The sequence below is a fragment of the Bradyrhizobium sp. USDA 4506 genome (assembly GCF_054058795.1).
In genome coordinates this window covers 7,092,537-7,106,726 of sequence record NZ_JBSSBM010000002.1, presented here as the reverse complement: position 1 = coordinate 7,106,726, position 14,190 = coordinate 7,092,537, and the positions used below count along the sequence as shown (strand labels likewise).

The window sequence follows — 14,190 nt, the reverse complement described above, 5'->3', positions numbered from 1 at the left end:
AGCTTGACCCGGCAAGGGGGCGTTCATAGGTTTGACCCATGCTCCCGGGCGCGATTCCCAACCGCGCCCTTTTGTCTCAACCGAACGAGGTACTCACATGGCCGTTGGCAAGGTTTCTGACGCCGATTTCGAAGCCGAAGTGCTCAAGGCGACCGGGCCGGTGGTCGTCGACTTCTGGGCCGAGTGGTGCGGCCCCTGCCGCATGATCGCGCCCGCTCTCGATGAGATTTCCGGCGCGATGGGCGACAAGGTCAAGATCGTGAAGCTCAACGTCGACGAGAGCCCGAAGACGGCGTCGAAGTATGGCGTGATGTCGATCCCGACCCTGATGATCTTCAAGGGCGGCGAGATGGCGTCCCGCCAGGTCGGCGCCGCGCCGAAGGCCAAGCTGCAGCAGTGGATCACCGCTGCGGTCTGATCCGATTCGAATTAGCTGATTTGTGCAAACGGCCGGCGATGAGCCGGCCGTTTTGTTTTACCTGATCCACCCCGTCGCCAGCGCCGAGGCGAGTACGGCCTGGCCGTGCTGGCGCGCCAGCGCCGCCATTGCCGCGTGGTCGTACGGGATGTGGCGGAAGGTTACGTCCCAGCCACCATCGACCTGCTCGAGGATCGCGTAGCGCGCATCGGGCGAACCGGCCTCCACGACATGCGGATGCGGTTTGCCGGCGCGATAGCCGGGCGAGCCGACGCTGCCGGGATTGACGATCAGCCGGCCGTCGCGAAGCCGCACGGCGCGCGCAGTGTGCGTGTGGGCGCAGAGGATCAGCGATTGCGGCACGCCGGCCGCTCTCGCCTCGATCGCTTCCAGCGAGGACATGCAGACTTCGCCGCCCGGCAGCACCGTCTCGAGCCAGTAGGTCTCGTCATCCTGGGGCGTTGCATGACAGAGGAAAACCTCGTCGCGATAGATCGAATTCGCCGGCAGCGTGCGCAGCCAGTCGAGATGCCGCGGCTCGAGCTGGGTATAGGTCAGCCGCTCCCAAGAGCCCATTTTCTCGTGCGGACGGTCGATCAGGTAGCGGTCATGATTGCCGAGCAGATGGACCGCATCGAGCGCCATCAGCATATCGATGGTGGGCCGGGCGTCGAGCGGCCCGCTCACCATGTCGCCGAGGTCGACGATGTCGGAAATTCCCTGCGCGCGGATGTCCGACAGCACGGCTTCGAGCGCGAGATGGTTGCCGTGGATGTCGGCGATCGCAGCAAAACGCATTGTATTGTCCTGTCCTCAAGCGCGGCATCCAGTAGCCCGGATGGAGCGAAGCGAAATCCGGGAGCCTGCTTCCGCAGATCGAGCCGTCCCGGATTTCGCTTCGCTCCATCCGGGCTACAACGCGACCATCATGCAGGAGGCGTGCCGTTGGCCGCAAGCACGGGACCGGCCAGATACAGCGAGCCCGTGATCAGGATGCGCGGCGGCACCTCATAGGCCAGCACCGCAAGCCGTTGCAGCGCGGCGGCGACGCCATCAGCGATCTCGACCCGCATGCCGAGCGCTCGCGCGGCGTCCGCCAGCCTGTCCGGCGCCATGCCGTTGTCGCGGCCGGGCACCGGGACCGCGATGATGTGGCGGGTCAGCCCGGCGAAATTGGCGAGGAATGCGTTGGCATCCTTGTTGGCCATCATCCCGACGATCACCACCAGCGGCCGCGACACGCGCTCCTCAAGATCGCCGAGCGCCGCAGCCGCGACGCGGCCGCCCTCGGCATTGTGCCCGCCGTCGAGCCAGACCTCGGAGCCCTGCGGCCCCTGTCCGACGAGAGTGCCGGAAACCAGCCGCTGCATTCGCGCCGGCCATTCCGCATTGACGATGCCGGCTTCAAAGGCCGCGATGTTGAGCTTGAATGCGTCGATCGCGCGCAGCGTCGCGATCGCAAGGCCCGCATTGTCGAACTGGTGCCGGCCGAACAGTTTTGGCGCGGCGAGATCCAGCAGGCCGCGTTCGTCCTGATAGACCAGCCGGCCGCGCTCGACGCCGACATGCCATTGCTGGCCGGCCGCATGCAGCGGCGCGCGCATGCGGTTCGCCTGCGTCTCGATCACGGCCATCGCATCCGGCGCCTGCTCGGCACACACCACCGGCACCTTGCGCTTGATGATCGCAGCCTTCTCGCCGGCGATCGCCGTCAGATTGTCGCCGAGGAATTCCATGTGGTCCATGCTGACCGGCGCGATCACCGAGGCGAGCGGCGCCTCGACCACATTGGTCGAATCGAGCCGACCGCCGAGCCCGACCTCGAGCAATGCGACATCGGCAGGATGCTTGGCGAACAGGCAGAACGCCACCGCCGTTTCCATCTCGAAGATGGTGATGGGACTATCGGCGTTGATGCGCTCGCAGTGCTCGAACGTCTCGCGCAGCTCATCGTCACCGACGAGCTTGCCGCCGCCGACGGCGCCCAGCCGGTAGCATTCGTTGATCCGCACCAGATAGGGCGAGGTGAAGACGTGCACGCGCAGGCCGGCGGCTTCGAGAATCGCGCGCAGATAGGCGATGGTCGAGCCCTTGCCGTTGGTGCCGGCGACATGGATCACCGGCGGCAGCTTGCGCTCGGGATGATCGAGCCGCTCCATCAGGCCGCGCATGCGATCGAGGCTGAGATCGATGCGCTTGGGATGCAGCGCCGATATCCGCGCGATCAACGCCTCGAACGAGGCTTGCGATGGGACGGCGCTCGCGGTCACGCGTGCGGCGCGGCCGGCACCGTCTCCGGCGCCGTGACGATCTGGGCCGGCTCGGTGACCGCGGCCTTGGGCTTCGATGCGGATTCAAGCGCCGGCGCCTTGGTCAGCAGGCGGCACAGCCGCGCCAGCGTGGCCTTCATCTCGTGGCGGTGCACCACCATGTCGACCATGCCGTGCTCGCGCAGATATTCGGCGCGCTGAAAGCCGTCCGGCAGCTTTTCGCGGATGGTCTGCTCGATCACGCGCGCGCCGGCAAAGCCGATCAGCGCACCGGGCTCGGCGATCTGGATGTCGCCGAGCATCGCATAGGACGCGGTGACACCGCCGGTGGTCGGATTGGTCAGCACCACGATGTAGGGCTGGCGCGCCTCGCGCAGCATCTGCACGCCGACGGTGGTGCGCGGCATCTGCATCAGCGACAAGATGCCTTCCTGCATCCGCGCGCCGCCGGATGCGGCGAACACGATGAAGGGCGACTTCTTCTCGACCGCGAGCTCGAGCCCGCGCACCATGGCTTCACCGGCGGCCATGCCGAGCGAGCCGCCCATGAAATCGAAATCCTGCACCGCGACCACGACGCCGGCGCCCTCGAGCTTGCCGTAGCCGACCTTGATCGCGTCGTTCAGCCCGGTCTTGGTGCGGGCGTCCTTGATCCGGTCGACATATTTGCGCTCGTCGCGGAATTTCAGCGGATCCGCCGTCACCTCGGGCAGCGCAACGTCGAACCAGGTCTCATTGTCGAAGATCGACTTCAGGCGCGCCACCGCGCCCATGCGCATGTGGTAGTTCGAGCCGGGGATCACGAACTGGTTGGCCTCGACGTCCTTGTAGAACACGAGCTGCCCGGAATCCGGGCACTTGATCCAGAGGTTTTCCGGCGTCTCGCGCCGCAGGATGTTGCGGATCTTCGGCCGGACGACGTTGGTGAGCCAATTCATGGTTCGCTCCGAAATGCGGATCGGTTCCGCACCAGCTGGATATATGGCGGGCCGGGCGAGCCCGGCAAGCCGCCATCGGCGGCCTTGTTGCCGCAAAATGTGGCTTATTCAGCGGCCTGTTTGGCGCCCCGAACCCCCTGCGCCAGCGCCGAAACCAGGTCGGCCACCGCGCTCACGGTCTTCGGCGTCGCACGGCCCTCGGCATCGAGATTGGCACGCACCACATCGACGATCGCAGTGCCGACCACCGCGCCGTTGGCGTTCTCGGCGATCGCGCGCGCCGTCTCCGGGGTGCGGATGCCGAAGCCGACGCAGACCGGCAGCTTGGTGTGCCGCTTGATGCGGGCCACGGCTTCCGCGACCACCTTCGAATCGGCCGTCGCGGCGCCGGTGATGCCGGTGATCGAGACGTAATAGACAAAGCCCGAGGTGTTGGCGAGCACCGCCGGCAGCCGCTTGTCGTCGGTGGTCGGCGTCGCCAGCCGGATGAAGTTCAGCCCGGCCTTCATGGCGGGGATGCAGAGCTCGGTATCTTCCTCCGGCGGCAGGTCGACGATGATCAGACCGTCGACGCCGGCGGTCTTGGCATCGGCCAGGAAGCTGTCGACGCCGTAGATGTAGATCGGATTGTAGTAGCCCATCAGCACGATCGGCGTGGCGTTGTCGTCCTTGCGGAAGTCGCGGACCATAGCCAGCGTCTTGCGCAGCGTCATGCCGCCCTTGAGCGCGCGCAGGCCCGCGGCCTGGATCGAGGGGCCATCGGCCATCGGATCGGTGAAGGGCATGCCGATCTCGATGACGTCGGCGCCGGCCTTCGGCAGCGCTTTCAGTATGTCGAGCGAGGTCTTGGCGTCGGGATCGCCGGCCATCACGAAGGTGACGAAAGCGGAGCGGCCCTGCTGCTTCAGCTCGGCGAAACGTGCGTCGATACGGGTGGTCACTTCTTCCTCGCCTTCAAGATGTCGCCGACCTGCGGCACGTCCTTGTCGCCGCGACCCGAGAGGTTGACCACCATCAGGTGATCCTTCGGCCGCTGCGGTGCGAGCTCGGACAGTTTCGCGATGGCGTGCGCCGATTCCAGCGCGGGGATGATACCCTCGAGCCGCGACAGCAGCTGGAATGCGGCCAGCGCCTCCTCATCGGTGGCCGAGAGATACTTCACGCGGCCGGTCTCGTGCAGCCAGGCGTGCTCCGGGCCGATGCCGGGATAATCGAGGCCCGCCGAGATCGAATGCGCTTCCTCGATCTGGCCGTCGGCGTCCATCAAAAGATAGGTGCGGTTGCCATGCAGCACGCCGGGACGGCCGCCGGCGAGCGAAGCGGCATGCAGCTGCGTCAGTCCGTGACCGGCCGCCTCGACGCCGAAGATCTCGATCAAGGGATCGTCGAGGAACGGATGGAACAGGCCCATCGCATTGGAGCCGCCGCCGATGCAGGCGATCAGCGAATCCGGCAGGCGGCCCTCGGCCTCCTGCATCTGCTTGCGCGTCTCGTGGCCGATGATCGACTGGAAATCGCGCACCATCATCGGATAGGGGTGCGGACCCGCGACCGTGCCGATGCAATAGAAGGTGTTGTGCACGTTGGTGACCCAATCGCGCAGCGCGTCGTTCATCGCGTCCTTCAGCGTGCGCGCGCCCGACTGCACCGGGACGACTTTGGCGCCCAGCATCTCCATGCGGATCACGTTCGGCTGCTGCCGCTCGACGTCGACCGCGCCCATATAGACCACGCATTCGAGCCCGAACCGCGCGCACAGCGTCGCCGTCGCCACCCCGTGCTGGCCGGCGCCGGTCTCGGCGATGATGCGCTTCTTGCCCATGCGGCGCGCGACCATGATCTGGCCGAGCACATTGTTGACCTTGTGCGAACCGGTGTGGTTGAGCTCCTCGCGCTTCAGATAGATCTTGGCGCCGCCGAGATGCTCGGTGAGACGCTCGGCGAAATAGAGCGGCGAGGGCCGGCCGACATAGTCCTTCAGATAGACATTCATCTCGGCCTGGAACGCCGGATCGGCCTTGGCGTCGGCATAGGCTTTTTCGAGATCGAGGATCAGCGGCATCAGCGTTTCCGCAACGAAGCGTCCGCCGAAAATGCCGAAATGCCCGCGCTCGTCGGGACCGCTGCGGAAGGAATTGGGCAGATTTGGATTCATCGAACCATCAGTTCTTGGGTTGCGCGCGCGGCGCGGATGAAGGCGCGGATCAATTCGGGATCCTTGACACCGGGCGTGCGCTCGACGCCCGACGAGACATCGACGCCGCCGGCGCGCGTGACGCGGACGGCTTCAGTGACGTTGTCGGCGTTGAGCCCGCCCGAGACCATGTAGGGCAGCGCGAGATCGAGATTTTCCAGCACGTGCCAGTCGAACGGCGCGCCGAGGCCACCCGGCCGCGTGGCATCCTTCGGCGCGCGGGCATCGAACAGGATGCGATCAGCGACGCCGGCATAACCCGGCAGCAAGGCGAGGTCGGCCGATGTCTCGACCGGCAGCGCCTTCATCAGCGGCAGGCCGAACTTCGCCTTGATGTCGCGCAGCCGCGCCGTGGTCTCCTTGCCGTGCAATTGCAGGATATCCGGCCGCAGCGTCTCGACGATGTTTTCCAGGGTCGCATCGTCGGCATCGACGGTGAGGGCGACCTTGACGGCGCGGCCCTTGGCGCGGCTGCCAAGCTCGCGCGCGGTCTCGAGGCTGATGTGACGCGGCGACGGCGGAAAGAATACGAACCCCACCATATCGGCACCGCCTTCAAGCGCGACGTCGAGCGTCTCGCGCGTGGACAGGCCGCAGATTTTGACGAGCAGGGGCATGGTCTCGAAACGGGTCTCAAAACGGGTTGTCGGGCGACCGGAACCGGGGTGAACCCTGGTCCGGTGGGGCGGGTTCTACAACGTCGCGCCCTGCTTGTCTCGCCCGGCGGCCCCGTAAAAGCCGAGTTGCGCCGGGGCCGAACGGCGCTGCGCGTCGTCCCGGGAGGCGGCGGCCTTGAGGTCGGCGAGCTCGGCGCGGACATGGCGGGCGTCAGCCTCGTGCTGCCGGGCCGCGCGGCGCCAGCGCCCTTGCTTGAACCAGGTTCCGATGCCGCCCGCGATCACGCCCAGGATCGCGGAGGCGATGATGACGACGAACAACGGCAGCGTGACCGCAACCGTCGGGGTCACCGAATTGAAGGGATCAAACGACACCGTCACCCAGTGACGGTTAGCGACTGCAAAAATGATGAAGATCAGACCGAGCGGAACGACGACCACTGCCGTGAAGAACTTTCGCATGACCATCTCTCGCAGCGATGGAGCAAATGCGGGCATATCGCCCGCAGCACGGCAACGCCTGACGTCGCGCCTTAGGCGTCGGCCTTAAGCATCAGCCTTGGGCGCATCGACCTTGGCGGCGCCCGCCTCGGTCACGTCGCGGTTGAGGCGCTCGCGCATTTCCTTGCCGGTCTTGAAGAACGGCACGCTCTTCTGGTCGACCGGCACATGCTCGCCGGTGCGTGGATTGCGGCCGGCGCGCGCCGGGCGGTGCTTCACCGAGAATGCGCCAAAACCGCGCAACTCGACACGGTCGCCACGTGCCAGCGCTGCGACGATTTCATCGAGAATCGCATTCACAATGTTCTCGACATCCCGCTGATAGAGGTGCGGGTTGTGCTCGGCGATACGCTGAACAAGTTCGGATTTGATCATCGAAAGTGGGATCCGGGCTCTTGCGGAAACCCATTTCCGTGAAAATGCCGTGCACTGTCAAGACGCTAAATCGATTTAGGGCGTCGTGAAATCACGTGACAAATAGCCCAATTGGGGCATGCGGCGATTCCCGCAAAGCGGGAATAGCCTGACGAGCACGCCTTTGGCAGCCGATCAGTTGGTTCCAGCCGGGCTCCACAGCGCCAGCATGCCGTCAAGCCCGAACCGGTCGACCGCCTCGGCCACGCCGCCCTGCTCGATCCGCCGCGCGATCGCGCCAAGACCGAACGCATCGAGCGTCACGGACGCCGCCGTGCGCAGGAAGGTCAGGTCGCCGAACCGCGGATTAAGCTTGTAATTGCGCACCGGCAGGTCGCTTTTGACCTTCTTCTCGGCAACCAGCCAGGCGATCGCGGTCTTCTCGTCCCCCAGCTGATCGACCAGCTTGAGATCGACCGCCTGTCGGCCGGTGAAGACGCGACCGTCCGCGACCTTCTCCAGCAGGTCATCGTCCATGCCGCGCCGTTGCTTCACCAATCCACGGAACCATGCATAGGAGTCCTTGACGAGACCGTCGATCGCGGCACGGGCCTCCGGGCTGGTCGGCTCGAAGCCGTTCGGCGCGGCTTTCAGCGGGGAAGATTTGATCTCCTCCATCTTCACGCCGACAGTCTTGAGCAATTCCGAAACGTTCGGATATTGGAACAGAACGCCAATCGAGCCGACCAGCGAGGTCTGCTGGGCGACGATGTGATCGGAGGCGATCGCCGTGATGTAGCCGCCCGAGGCCGCCAATCCCTCGACCACGACGACAAGCGGCTTCTTCGCCTTCAGCTGCATCAGCGAGTCGTAAAGCTGCTCGGAGCCCGCAGTGGTACCGCCGGGCGAATTGATGTGCACGACAACAGCCGCATAGCTCGACTTGCCGAGCCGCTCCAGCGCCTCGACGCGATCCTGGTCGCTGCGGATCAGTCCGTCGATATTGACCCGCGCGATCGTGTTCGATGTCGAAAAGGTGCCGCGCCCACCGGCGGCGATCACGCCCACACCGACGATGGCCGCGATCGCAATGACCGCGGCGGCGACGCGCCAGAACGTCAGTTTGCGCCTGATGCGGCGACGATCGACGATCACGTCTGAATCCAGCGACATCCGATCTCTCCAGAAATGGTCAGCGCGCAATCCGCGCGTTTTGCAGTCGCAGTGTCACTATCAGCTTAGCCAAATACATCAATTGCGACGCAATATGAAGAAAACAAGGCCCGGTATTCGGAGGCACTCGTAGCCCGGGTGCACGTGCGCTTGATCCCGGCCGCGCCCTAACCTCCCCTTGAAAAGGGGAGGTCGCTTTGCTCGCCAGAGCAAAGCGGGTGGGGATCAGCTCTCTCCATGAGCAGCATCGCCTGTGGCTGACCCCCATCCCGTCCTTCCCCCTTTCAGGGGGAAGGGGAAGACAAATCCGTAGCCCGGATGAAGCGAAGCGTAATCCGGGAGGCTTCAGCAGCACGGATAGAAAGTCCCGGATTTCGCTTCGCTTCATCCGGGCTACGGATGCCCCAAAGCAAAGGGCCCCGGCTTGCGCCGGGGCCCCGATTGTTCGCTCAAATCGCGCGAACGCTTACTTGTCGGTGCCGCGGTTCTTTAGCGCGGTGCCGAGGATGTCGCCAAGCGTCGCACCCGAATCGGAGGAGCCGTACTGCGCGATGGCTTCCTTCTCTTCGGCGACTTCCAGCGCCTTGATCGAGACCTGCACCTTGCGGGCCTTCTTGTCGAACTGGATGACGCGGGCATCGACCTTCTCGCCGACGGCGAAGCGCTCGGCGCGCTGGTCGTTGCGGTCGCGGGCCAGTTCGGATCGCTTGATGAAGGTGGTGAACTCGGTGCCCGAAATCCGGACCTCGATGCCGCTCTCCTTCACTTCGAGCACTTCGCAGGTCACGACCGCGCCCTTCTTGACGTCGCCCGGCTCGGCGAAGGGATCGCCTTCGAGCTGCTTGACGCCGAGCGAGATGCGCTCCTTCTCGACATCGACATCGAGCACCACGGCCTTGACCATGTCGCCCTTCTTGAAGTTGTCGATGACCTGCTCGCCCGGAAGCTTCCAGTCGAGGTCGGAGAGGTGGACCATGCCGTCGACATCGCCCTCGAGACCCAGGAACAGACCGAACTCGGTCTTGTTCTTGACCTCGCCCTCGACCACCGAACCGACCGGGAACTTCTCGACGAAGACTTCCCAGGGATTGCGCATGGTCTGCTTGAGACCGAGCGAGATGCGGCGCTTGACCGAATCCACTTCCAGCACCTGCACTTCGACTTCCTGCGAGGTCGAAACGATCTTGCCGGGGTGCATGTTCTTCTTGGTCCACGACATCTCGGAGACGTGGATCAGACCTTCGATGCCCGGCTCGAGCTCGACGAACGCGCCGTAGTCGGTGATGTTGGTGACGCGGCCGGTGAAGCGGGCACCCAGCGGGTACTTGCCTTCGATGCCCTGCCACGGATCATCCAAGAGCTGCTTCATGCCGAGCGAGATGCGGTGCGTCTCGTGGTTGATCTTGATGATCTTGACCTTCACCGTCTGGCCGATAGTCAGCACCTCGGTCGGGTGGTTGACGCGACGCCAGGCGATATCGGTCACGTGAAGCAGGCCGTCGATGCCGCCGAGATCAACGAACGCACCGTAATCGGTGATGTTCTTGACCACGCCGTCGATCACCTGACCCTCTTCGAGGTTCTGCACCAGCTCCTGGCGCTGCTCGGCGCGGGTCTCTTCGAGAACCGTGCGGCGCGACACCACGATGTTGCCGCGGCGGCGGTCCATCTTGAGGATCTGGAACGGCTGCGAATTGTTCATCAGCGGCGCAACGTCGCGGATCGGACGAATGTCGACCTGCGAGCGCGGCAGGAAGGCCACCGCACCGTCGAGGTCGACCGTGAAGCCGCCCTTGACCTGGTTGAAGATGACGCCGTTGACCTTTTCGTTGTTCTGGAACGCCTTCTCGAGCTTGCCCCAGCTTTCCTCGCGGCGCGCCTTGTCGCGCGACAGCACGGCTTCGCCGAGCGCATTCTCGATACGGTCGAGGAACACCTCGACCTCGTCACCGACCTTAAGATCGCTTTCACGGCCGGGGCCGGCGAATTCGCGCAGCGCAACGCGGCCTTCGGTCTTCAGGCCGACGTCGATGACGGCCATGTCCTTCTCAATTGCAACCACCTTGCCCTTGATGACCGAGCTTTCCTGCAAATTGCCGCCGGCAAAGGACTCATCAAGCATCGCCGCGAAGTCATCGCGGGTGGGAGTATAGGAAGACGCAGAATTCGAAACCATTTGTTCTCCAGATGCGGGATCTCGCCGGCCGTTCGGGTTGATGGGCGCACCGCGCGTGAAGTGTCGGGGTTCCGCAAACCCTGACGACCGCTCATTGCAGGAGGTGCAACAGCGGGCCGGCAGCAAGACTGCACGTTCGGTACGTATGATTGATCCGGAGCCTGAAACGAAAATATCGACTGCAAGACCTGGGAGCGGGCGTTCCTCCAGATGCGGCGTTGGTTTCGTTTGAGATTGGTTCAAACCCATCGCCGGCCCGCTCAGACACGGCCTCGACATCGTCGATGCTGCTCCGAACGGCGCTGATATAGCCCTGCATGCGACTTTCGGCAAGCAGGAAATGCCCAATTTTGCTGGGTTTTCGGGCCGAAAGCACCGCGGCGGCCCGCGATTCTAGCGCCTGGCGCGCGCCGCCTCGACGATGGCGATGGCGGCGCGGACGCCGGCCTCAATGTCCAGATTTGAATTGTCCAGCGTGTGGGCGTCCGGAGCCGGCCGCAGAGGCGCAATCGCCCGGTTCTTGTCCCGCTCGTCGCGCTTGAGGATGTCGGCGAGCACCGCCTCTTCGTCGGCGTCCTCGCCGCGGGCGCGCGCCTCCAGCGTGCGCCGCCGTGCCCGCACGCGGGGGTCGGCGACCACGAAGATCTTCACGTCGGCATCCGGGCAGATCACGGTGCCGATATCGCGTCCGTCCAGCACCGCACCGGGCGGATCGGCGGCGAACTGGCGCTGAAAATTCACCAGCACCTCGCGAACCTGCGGAATCGCCGACACCACGGAGGCGGCATCGCCGACCTTCTGGGTCTTCAGGATCGGATTGCCGAACTTTTCGGGGTCGAGCTCGAGCGCCGCGGCCACGGCCAGCACCTCGTTGCTGAGCTCGGCACCAGCTTGAATCATCGCATAGGCCACCGCACGGTAGATCACGCCGGTGTCGAGATGACGATAGCCGTAGTGGTGGGCGAGCCGCTTGCCGAGCGTGCCCTTGCCCGAGGCGGCGGGTCCGTCGATGGCGATGATCATGCGAAATCAGCTCCGAGCGCGCGCATCATCGGGATGAAATCCGGAAAACTGGTGGCGATGAAGGCGGTATCGTCGATTTTCACCGGCCGATCGGAGGCGCAGCCCATCACCAGCGCCGACATCGCGATGCGGTGATCCATATGCGTGGCAACGAGGCCGCCGCCTGGAACATGGCCGCGGCCCTCGACGATCAGATCGTCGCCGGAGACCTCGACCTTGACGCCGTTGACCCGCAGCATGTCGGCGGTGGCTTCAAGGCGGTCGGATTCCTTGACGCGCAGCTCCTGCAGGCCGCGCATGATCGTGGTGCCCTCGGCGAAGGCGGCCGCGACCGCCAGCACCAGATACTCGTCGATCATCGACGGCGCGCGCTCGGGCGGCACTTCGACACCCTTCAGCTTCGAGGCGCGCACACGCAGCTGCGCCATCGGCTCGCCGGCATCGCCGCGCACATCGCTCTCCTCGATCGAGGCGCCCATCTCGCGCAGCGTGGTGAACAGGCCGGTGCGCAGCGGATTGGTCATCACGTCGGAGAATACCACATCGGACCCTGCGACGATCAGTGCGGCCACGATCGGGAATGACGCGGAGGACGGATCGGCGGGCACCACGACGTTGGCGCCGTGCAGCTCGGGCTCGCCGTGCAGCGAGATTCGCCTGCCGTGGCTGCCTTCCGGCTCGGAGGATATCTCGGCGCCGAAATGCTTCAGCATCAGCTCGGTGTGGTCGCGGCTTGCCTCCTGCTCGATCACGGTGGTGATGCCGGGCGCGGAGAGCCCCGCCAGCAACACCGCGGACTTGATCTGGGCCGAGGCGACCGGCGTCTTGTAGACGATCGGCACCGGATAGCGGGCGCCGTGCAGGGTGAGCGGCAGCCGGCCGCCCTCCCTGATGTCGCTGGTTCGGGCGCCCATCAGCTCCAGCGGGTCGAGGATGCGGCGCATCGGCCGCGAGCGCAGCGAGGCGTCGCCGTCGAAAATGGCGGCGATCGGGCAACCGGCCACCGCGCCCATCACCAGCCGGCAGCCGGTGCCGGAGTTGCCGAAATCGAGCGGCGCGGCAGGCTGGGCGAAGCCGCCGACCCCGACGCCGGACACCGACCAGGTAAACGGCGCCGTCCGCTCCACTTTGGCGCCGAGCGCGCGCATGGATTTGGCGGTATTGAGGACGTCCTCGCCCTCCAGGAGGCCGGAAATGCGGGTTTCGCCGACCGAAAGCGCCCCCAGGATCAGCGCGCGGTGGGAAATCGATTTGTCGCCGGGAACGCGGACCGTGCCGGCCAGGGGGCCGCACGCGCGCGATTCCAGCGAGGTCGGGGTGTCAGAATGGGCCAAGATTGTGTCCTCTCGCGTCGCGGCAGGTATCACATAGGCAACACCGCGTCACGCGCCCGTCAAATGCGCGCAGACCGCTATTGACAGCGGCTCCTCAACTAGCCAAGTGAAGCTCCGTTTTTCAGGAAAATTCTGGGATTACCACGTGGCCAAGTCCGAGCTCGGAACCAAGCGCATTTGCCCGACCACGGGCAAGAAGTTCTACGACCTCAACAAGAATCCGGTGATCTCGCCCTATACCGGCGAAGTCGTGCCGATCGCGCCGATCGCCCCGCCGCGGGGCCGTGGCGCCACCGTCAGTTCGCCTGCGACCGCAGCCGACATGCCGGAGCCCGCCGAGGCCGAGGAGATGGTCTCGCTCGAGGAGGCCGATGCCGAGGAGAACACCGGGAAGGTCAAGGCCCAGGTTCCCGAATCCGAGGACGATATCGAGGTCGATGAGACCATCGACGACGATGACGACGACGATTCGACCTTCATCGCCGACGAGGAAGAGGGCGATGAGGACGTCACCGACATCATTGGTGACGTCGGAGGCGACGAAGAGACTTGAGATCGGCGCCGATCTATGATCAACGGTGCTGCCGCGCGAGTCGTCCAGGCCGCGCGGACCGGGATCGATCCCCCAGGATCATCCCAACTGGATAAGGGGCCATAGCTCAGCTGGGAGAGCGCTTGCATGGCATGCAAGAGGTCGGCGGTTCGATCCCGCCTGGCTCCACCACGCTTCGCCCTTCGGGCTACGCGTGGCGCAGCCACGAGTTGCCCGAAGGGCGAAGACGGACTGGATCAACTAGCCGACTTATCTTATCAGTAACTGCGATGCGCTACTGGTACGCGTGGCGCAGCCACGAGTTGCCTGAAGGGCGAAGCGTGGTGTCCGGCGTAGCCCGAAGGGCGAAGACGGACCGCCAAGGTCCTGTTGCCCGTCCGGCCATCCGTGGATGCGAATGTGGTACGTCTACATCATCCGCAGCATCAACTTCCCTGATCAAGAATATGTCGGCGCGACCGAAGATCTGAAGCGCCGGATTCCTGAGCACAACGCCGGCAAATCGGCGCACACCTCAAAATTTATGCCGTGGGAATTGGTCTGGTACTGCGCATTTCCCGACAAGTATAAAGCGTTGGCCTTCGAGAAATATCTCAAATCCCACTCCGGCCGCGCCTTCGCCAAGAAGCGCCTCTAACC

General features: G+C 64.9%; 15 protein-coding genes and 1 tRNA gene. 4 read left to right on the top strand and 12 right to left on the bottom strand.

Features of this window, described 5'->3' with window-relative positions; all coding sequences use genetic code 11:
* Positions 1 to 97: 97 nt before the first annotated feature.
* Entirely contained in the window at positions 98 to 418 is a 321-nt protein-coding gene (trxA, locus tag ACVIHF_RS35640; protein ID WP_016847387.1) for a thioredoxin, read from the top strand.
* A 57-nt stretch (positions 419 to 475) separates the two neighbouring features.
* Here the strand turns inward: trxA and ACVIHF_RS35635 are convergent, their stop codons facing one another.
* The 12 genes from ACVIHF_RS35635 to aroA form a co-directional block, all read right to left on the bottom strand.
* The gene (locus ACVIHF_RS35635) at positions 476 to 1,216 is read right to left on the bottom strand and encodes a metallophosphoesterase family protein (RefSeq protein WP_253605805.1); all 741 of its coding nucleotides are present in this window, start codon (positions 1,214 to 1,216) and stop codon (positions 476 to 478) included.
* A 128-nt stretch (positions 1,217 to 1,344) separates the two neighbouring features.
* A complete protein-coding gene (locus tag ACVIHF_RS35630) occupies positions 1,345 to 2,589 on the bottom strand; it encodes a bifunctional folylpolyglutamate synthase/dihydrofolate synthase (RefSeq protein WP_310880948.1) in 1,245 nt (414 codons plus the stop codon).
* Between the two features lie 95 nt (positions 2,590 to 2,684).
* Positions 2,685 to 3,626: an acetyl-CoA carboxylase, carboxyltransferase subunit beta gene (accD, locus tag ACVIHF_RS35625; protein ID WP_057020415.1), complete on the bottom strand. Its 942-nt coding sequence runs from the start codon at positions 3,624 to 3,626 to the stop codon at positions 2,685 to 2,687.
* Between the two features lie 104 nt (positions 3,627 to 3,730).
* A complete protein-coding gene (trpA, locus tag ACVIHF_RS35620) occupies positions 3,731 to 4,567 on the bottom strand; it encodes a tryptophan synthase subunit alpha (RefSeq protein WP_092081071.1) in 837 nt (278 codons plus the stop codon).
* Complete coding sequence (trpB, locus tag ACVIHF_RS35615) at positions 4,564 to 5,781, bottom strand: tryptophan synthase subunit beta (protein WP_057020413.1); 1,218 nt, start codon at positions 5,779 to 5,781, stop codon at positions 4,564 to 4,566. Before trpB ends, trpA begins: the two co-directional genes overlap by 4 nt.
* The gene (locus tag ACVIHF_RS35610; protein WP_310880906.1) at positions 5,778 to 6,437 is read right to left on the bottom strand and encodes a phosphoribosylanthranilate isomerase; all 660 of its coding nucleotides are present in this window, start codon (positions 6,435 to 6,437) and stop codon (positions 5,778 to 5,780) included. The genes trpB and ACVIHF_RS35610 overlap by 4 nt, the downstream gene beginning before the upstream one ends.
* Before the next feature lie 75 nt (positions 6,438 to 6,512).
* Positions 6,513 to 6,899, bottom strand: a complete 387-nt coding sequence (locus tag ACVIHF_RS35605; RefSeq protein ID WP_438076406.1) for a lipopolysaccharide assembly protein LapA domain-containing protein — start codon at positions 6,897 to 6,899, stop codon at positions 6,513 to 6,515.
* Positions 6,900 to 6,983: 84 nt separating this feature from the next.
* Positions 6,984 to 7,313, bottom strand: a complete 330-nt coding sequence (locus ACVIHF_RS35600; RefSeq protein ID WP_016847379.1) for an integration host factor subunit beta — start codon at positions 7,311 to 7,313, stop codon at positions 6,984 to 6,986.
* Positions 7,314 to 7,487: 174 nt separating this feature from the next.
* Positions 7,488 to 8,465, bottom strand: coding sequence for a signal peptide peptidase SppA (gene sppA / locus ACVIHF_RS35595; protein WP_168856666.1), 978 nt, complete (start codon positions 8,463 to 8,465; stop codon positions 7,488 to 7,490).
* 466 nt (positions 8,466 to 8,931) lie between these two features.
* A complete protein-coding gene (rpsA, locus tag ACVIHF_RS35590; protein WP_028337539.1) occupies positions 8,932 to 10,641 on the bottom strand; it encodes a 30S ribosomal protein S1 in 1,710 nt (569 codons plus the stop codon).
* 393 nt (positions 10,642 to 11,034) lie between these two features.
* Positions 11,035 to 11,664 carry a (d)CMP kinase gene (cmk, locus tag ACVIHF_RS35585; RefSeq protein ID WP_057020410.1) on the bottom strand — a complete coding sequence of 210 codons (630 nt, stop codon included), beginning with the start codon at positions 11,662 to 11,664 and terminating at the stop codon, positions 11,035 to 11,037.
* On the bottom strand, positions 11,661 to 12,998 hold the full coding sequence (aroA, locus tag ACVIHF_RS35580; protein WP_456793347.1) for a 3-phosphoshikimate 1-carboxyvinyltransferase: 1,338 nt from the start codon (positions 12,996 to 12,998) through the stop codon (positions 11,661 to 11,663). Before aroA ends, cmk begins: the two co-directional genes overlap by 4 nt.
* Before the next feature lie 145 nt (positions 12,999 to 13,143).
* Between aroA and ACVIHF_RS35575 the strand changes: the two genes are divergently transcribed.
* From ACVIHF_RS35575 to ACVIHF_RS35565, 3 genes are all read left to right on the top strand, one after another.
* On the top strand, positions 13,144 to 13,551 hold the full coding sequence (locus ACVIHF_RS35575; RefSeq protein ID WP_057020408.1) for a TIGR02300 family protein: 408 nt from the start codon (positions 13,144 to 13,146) through the stop codon (positions 13,549 to 13,551).
* Positions 13,552 to 13,646: 95 nt separating this feature from the next.
* Positions 13,647 to 13,722 (top strand) — tRNA-Ala (locus tag ACVIHF_RS35570).
* A gap of 226 nt (positions 13,723 to 13,948) precedes the next feature.
* Positions 13,949 to 14,188: a GIY-YIG nuclease family protein gene (locus ACVIHF_RS35565; RefSeq protein WP_225642551.1), complete on the top strand. Its 240-nt coding sequence runs from the start codon at positions 13,949 to 13,951 to the stop codon at positions 14,186 to 14,188.
* Positions 14,189 to 14,190 lie beyond the last annotated feature (2 nt).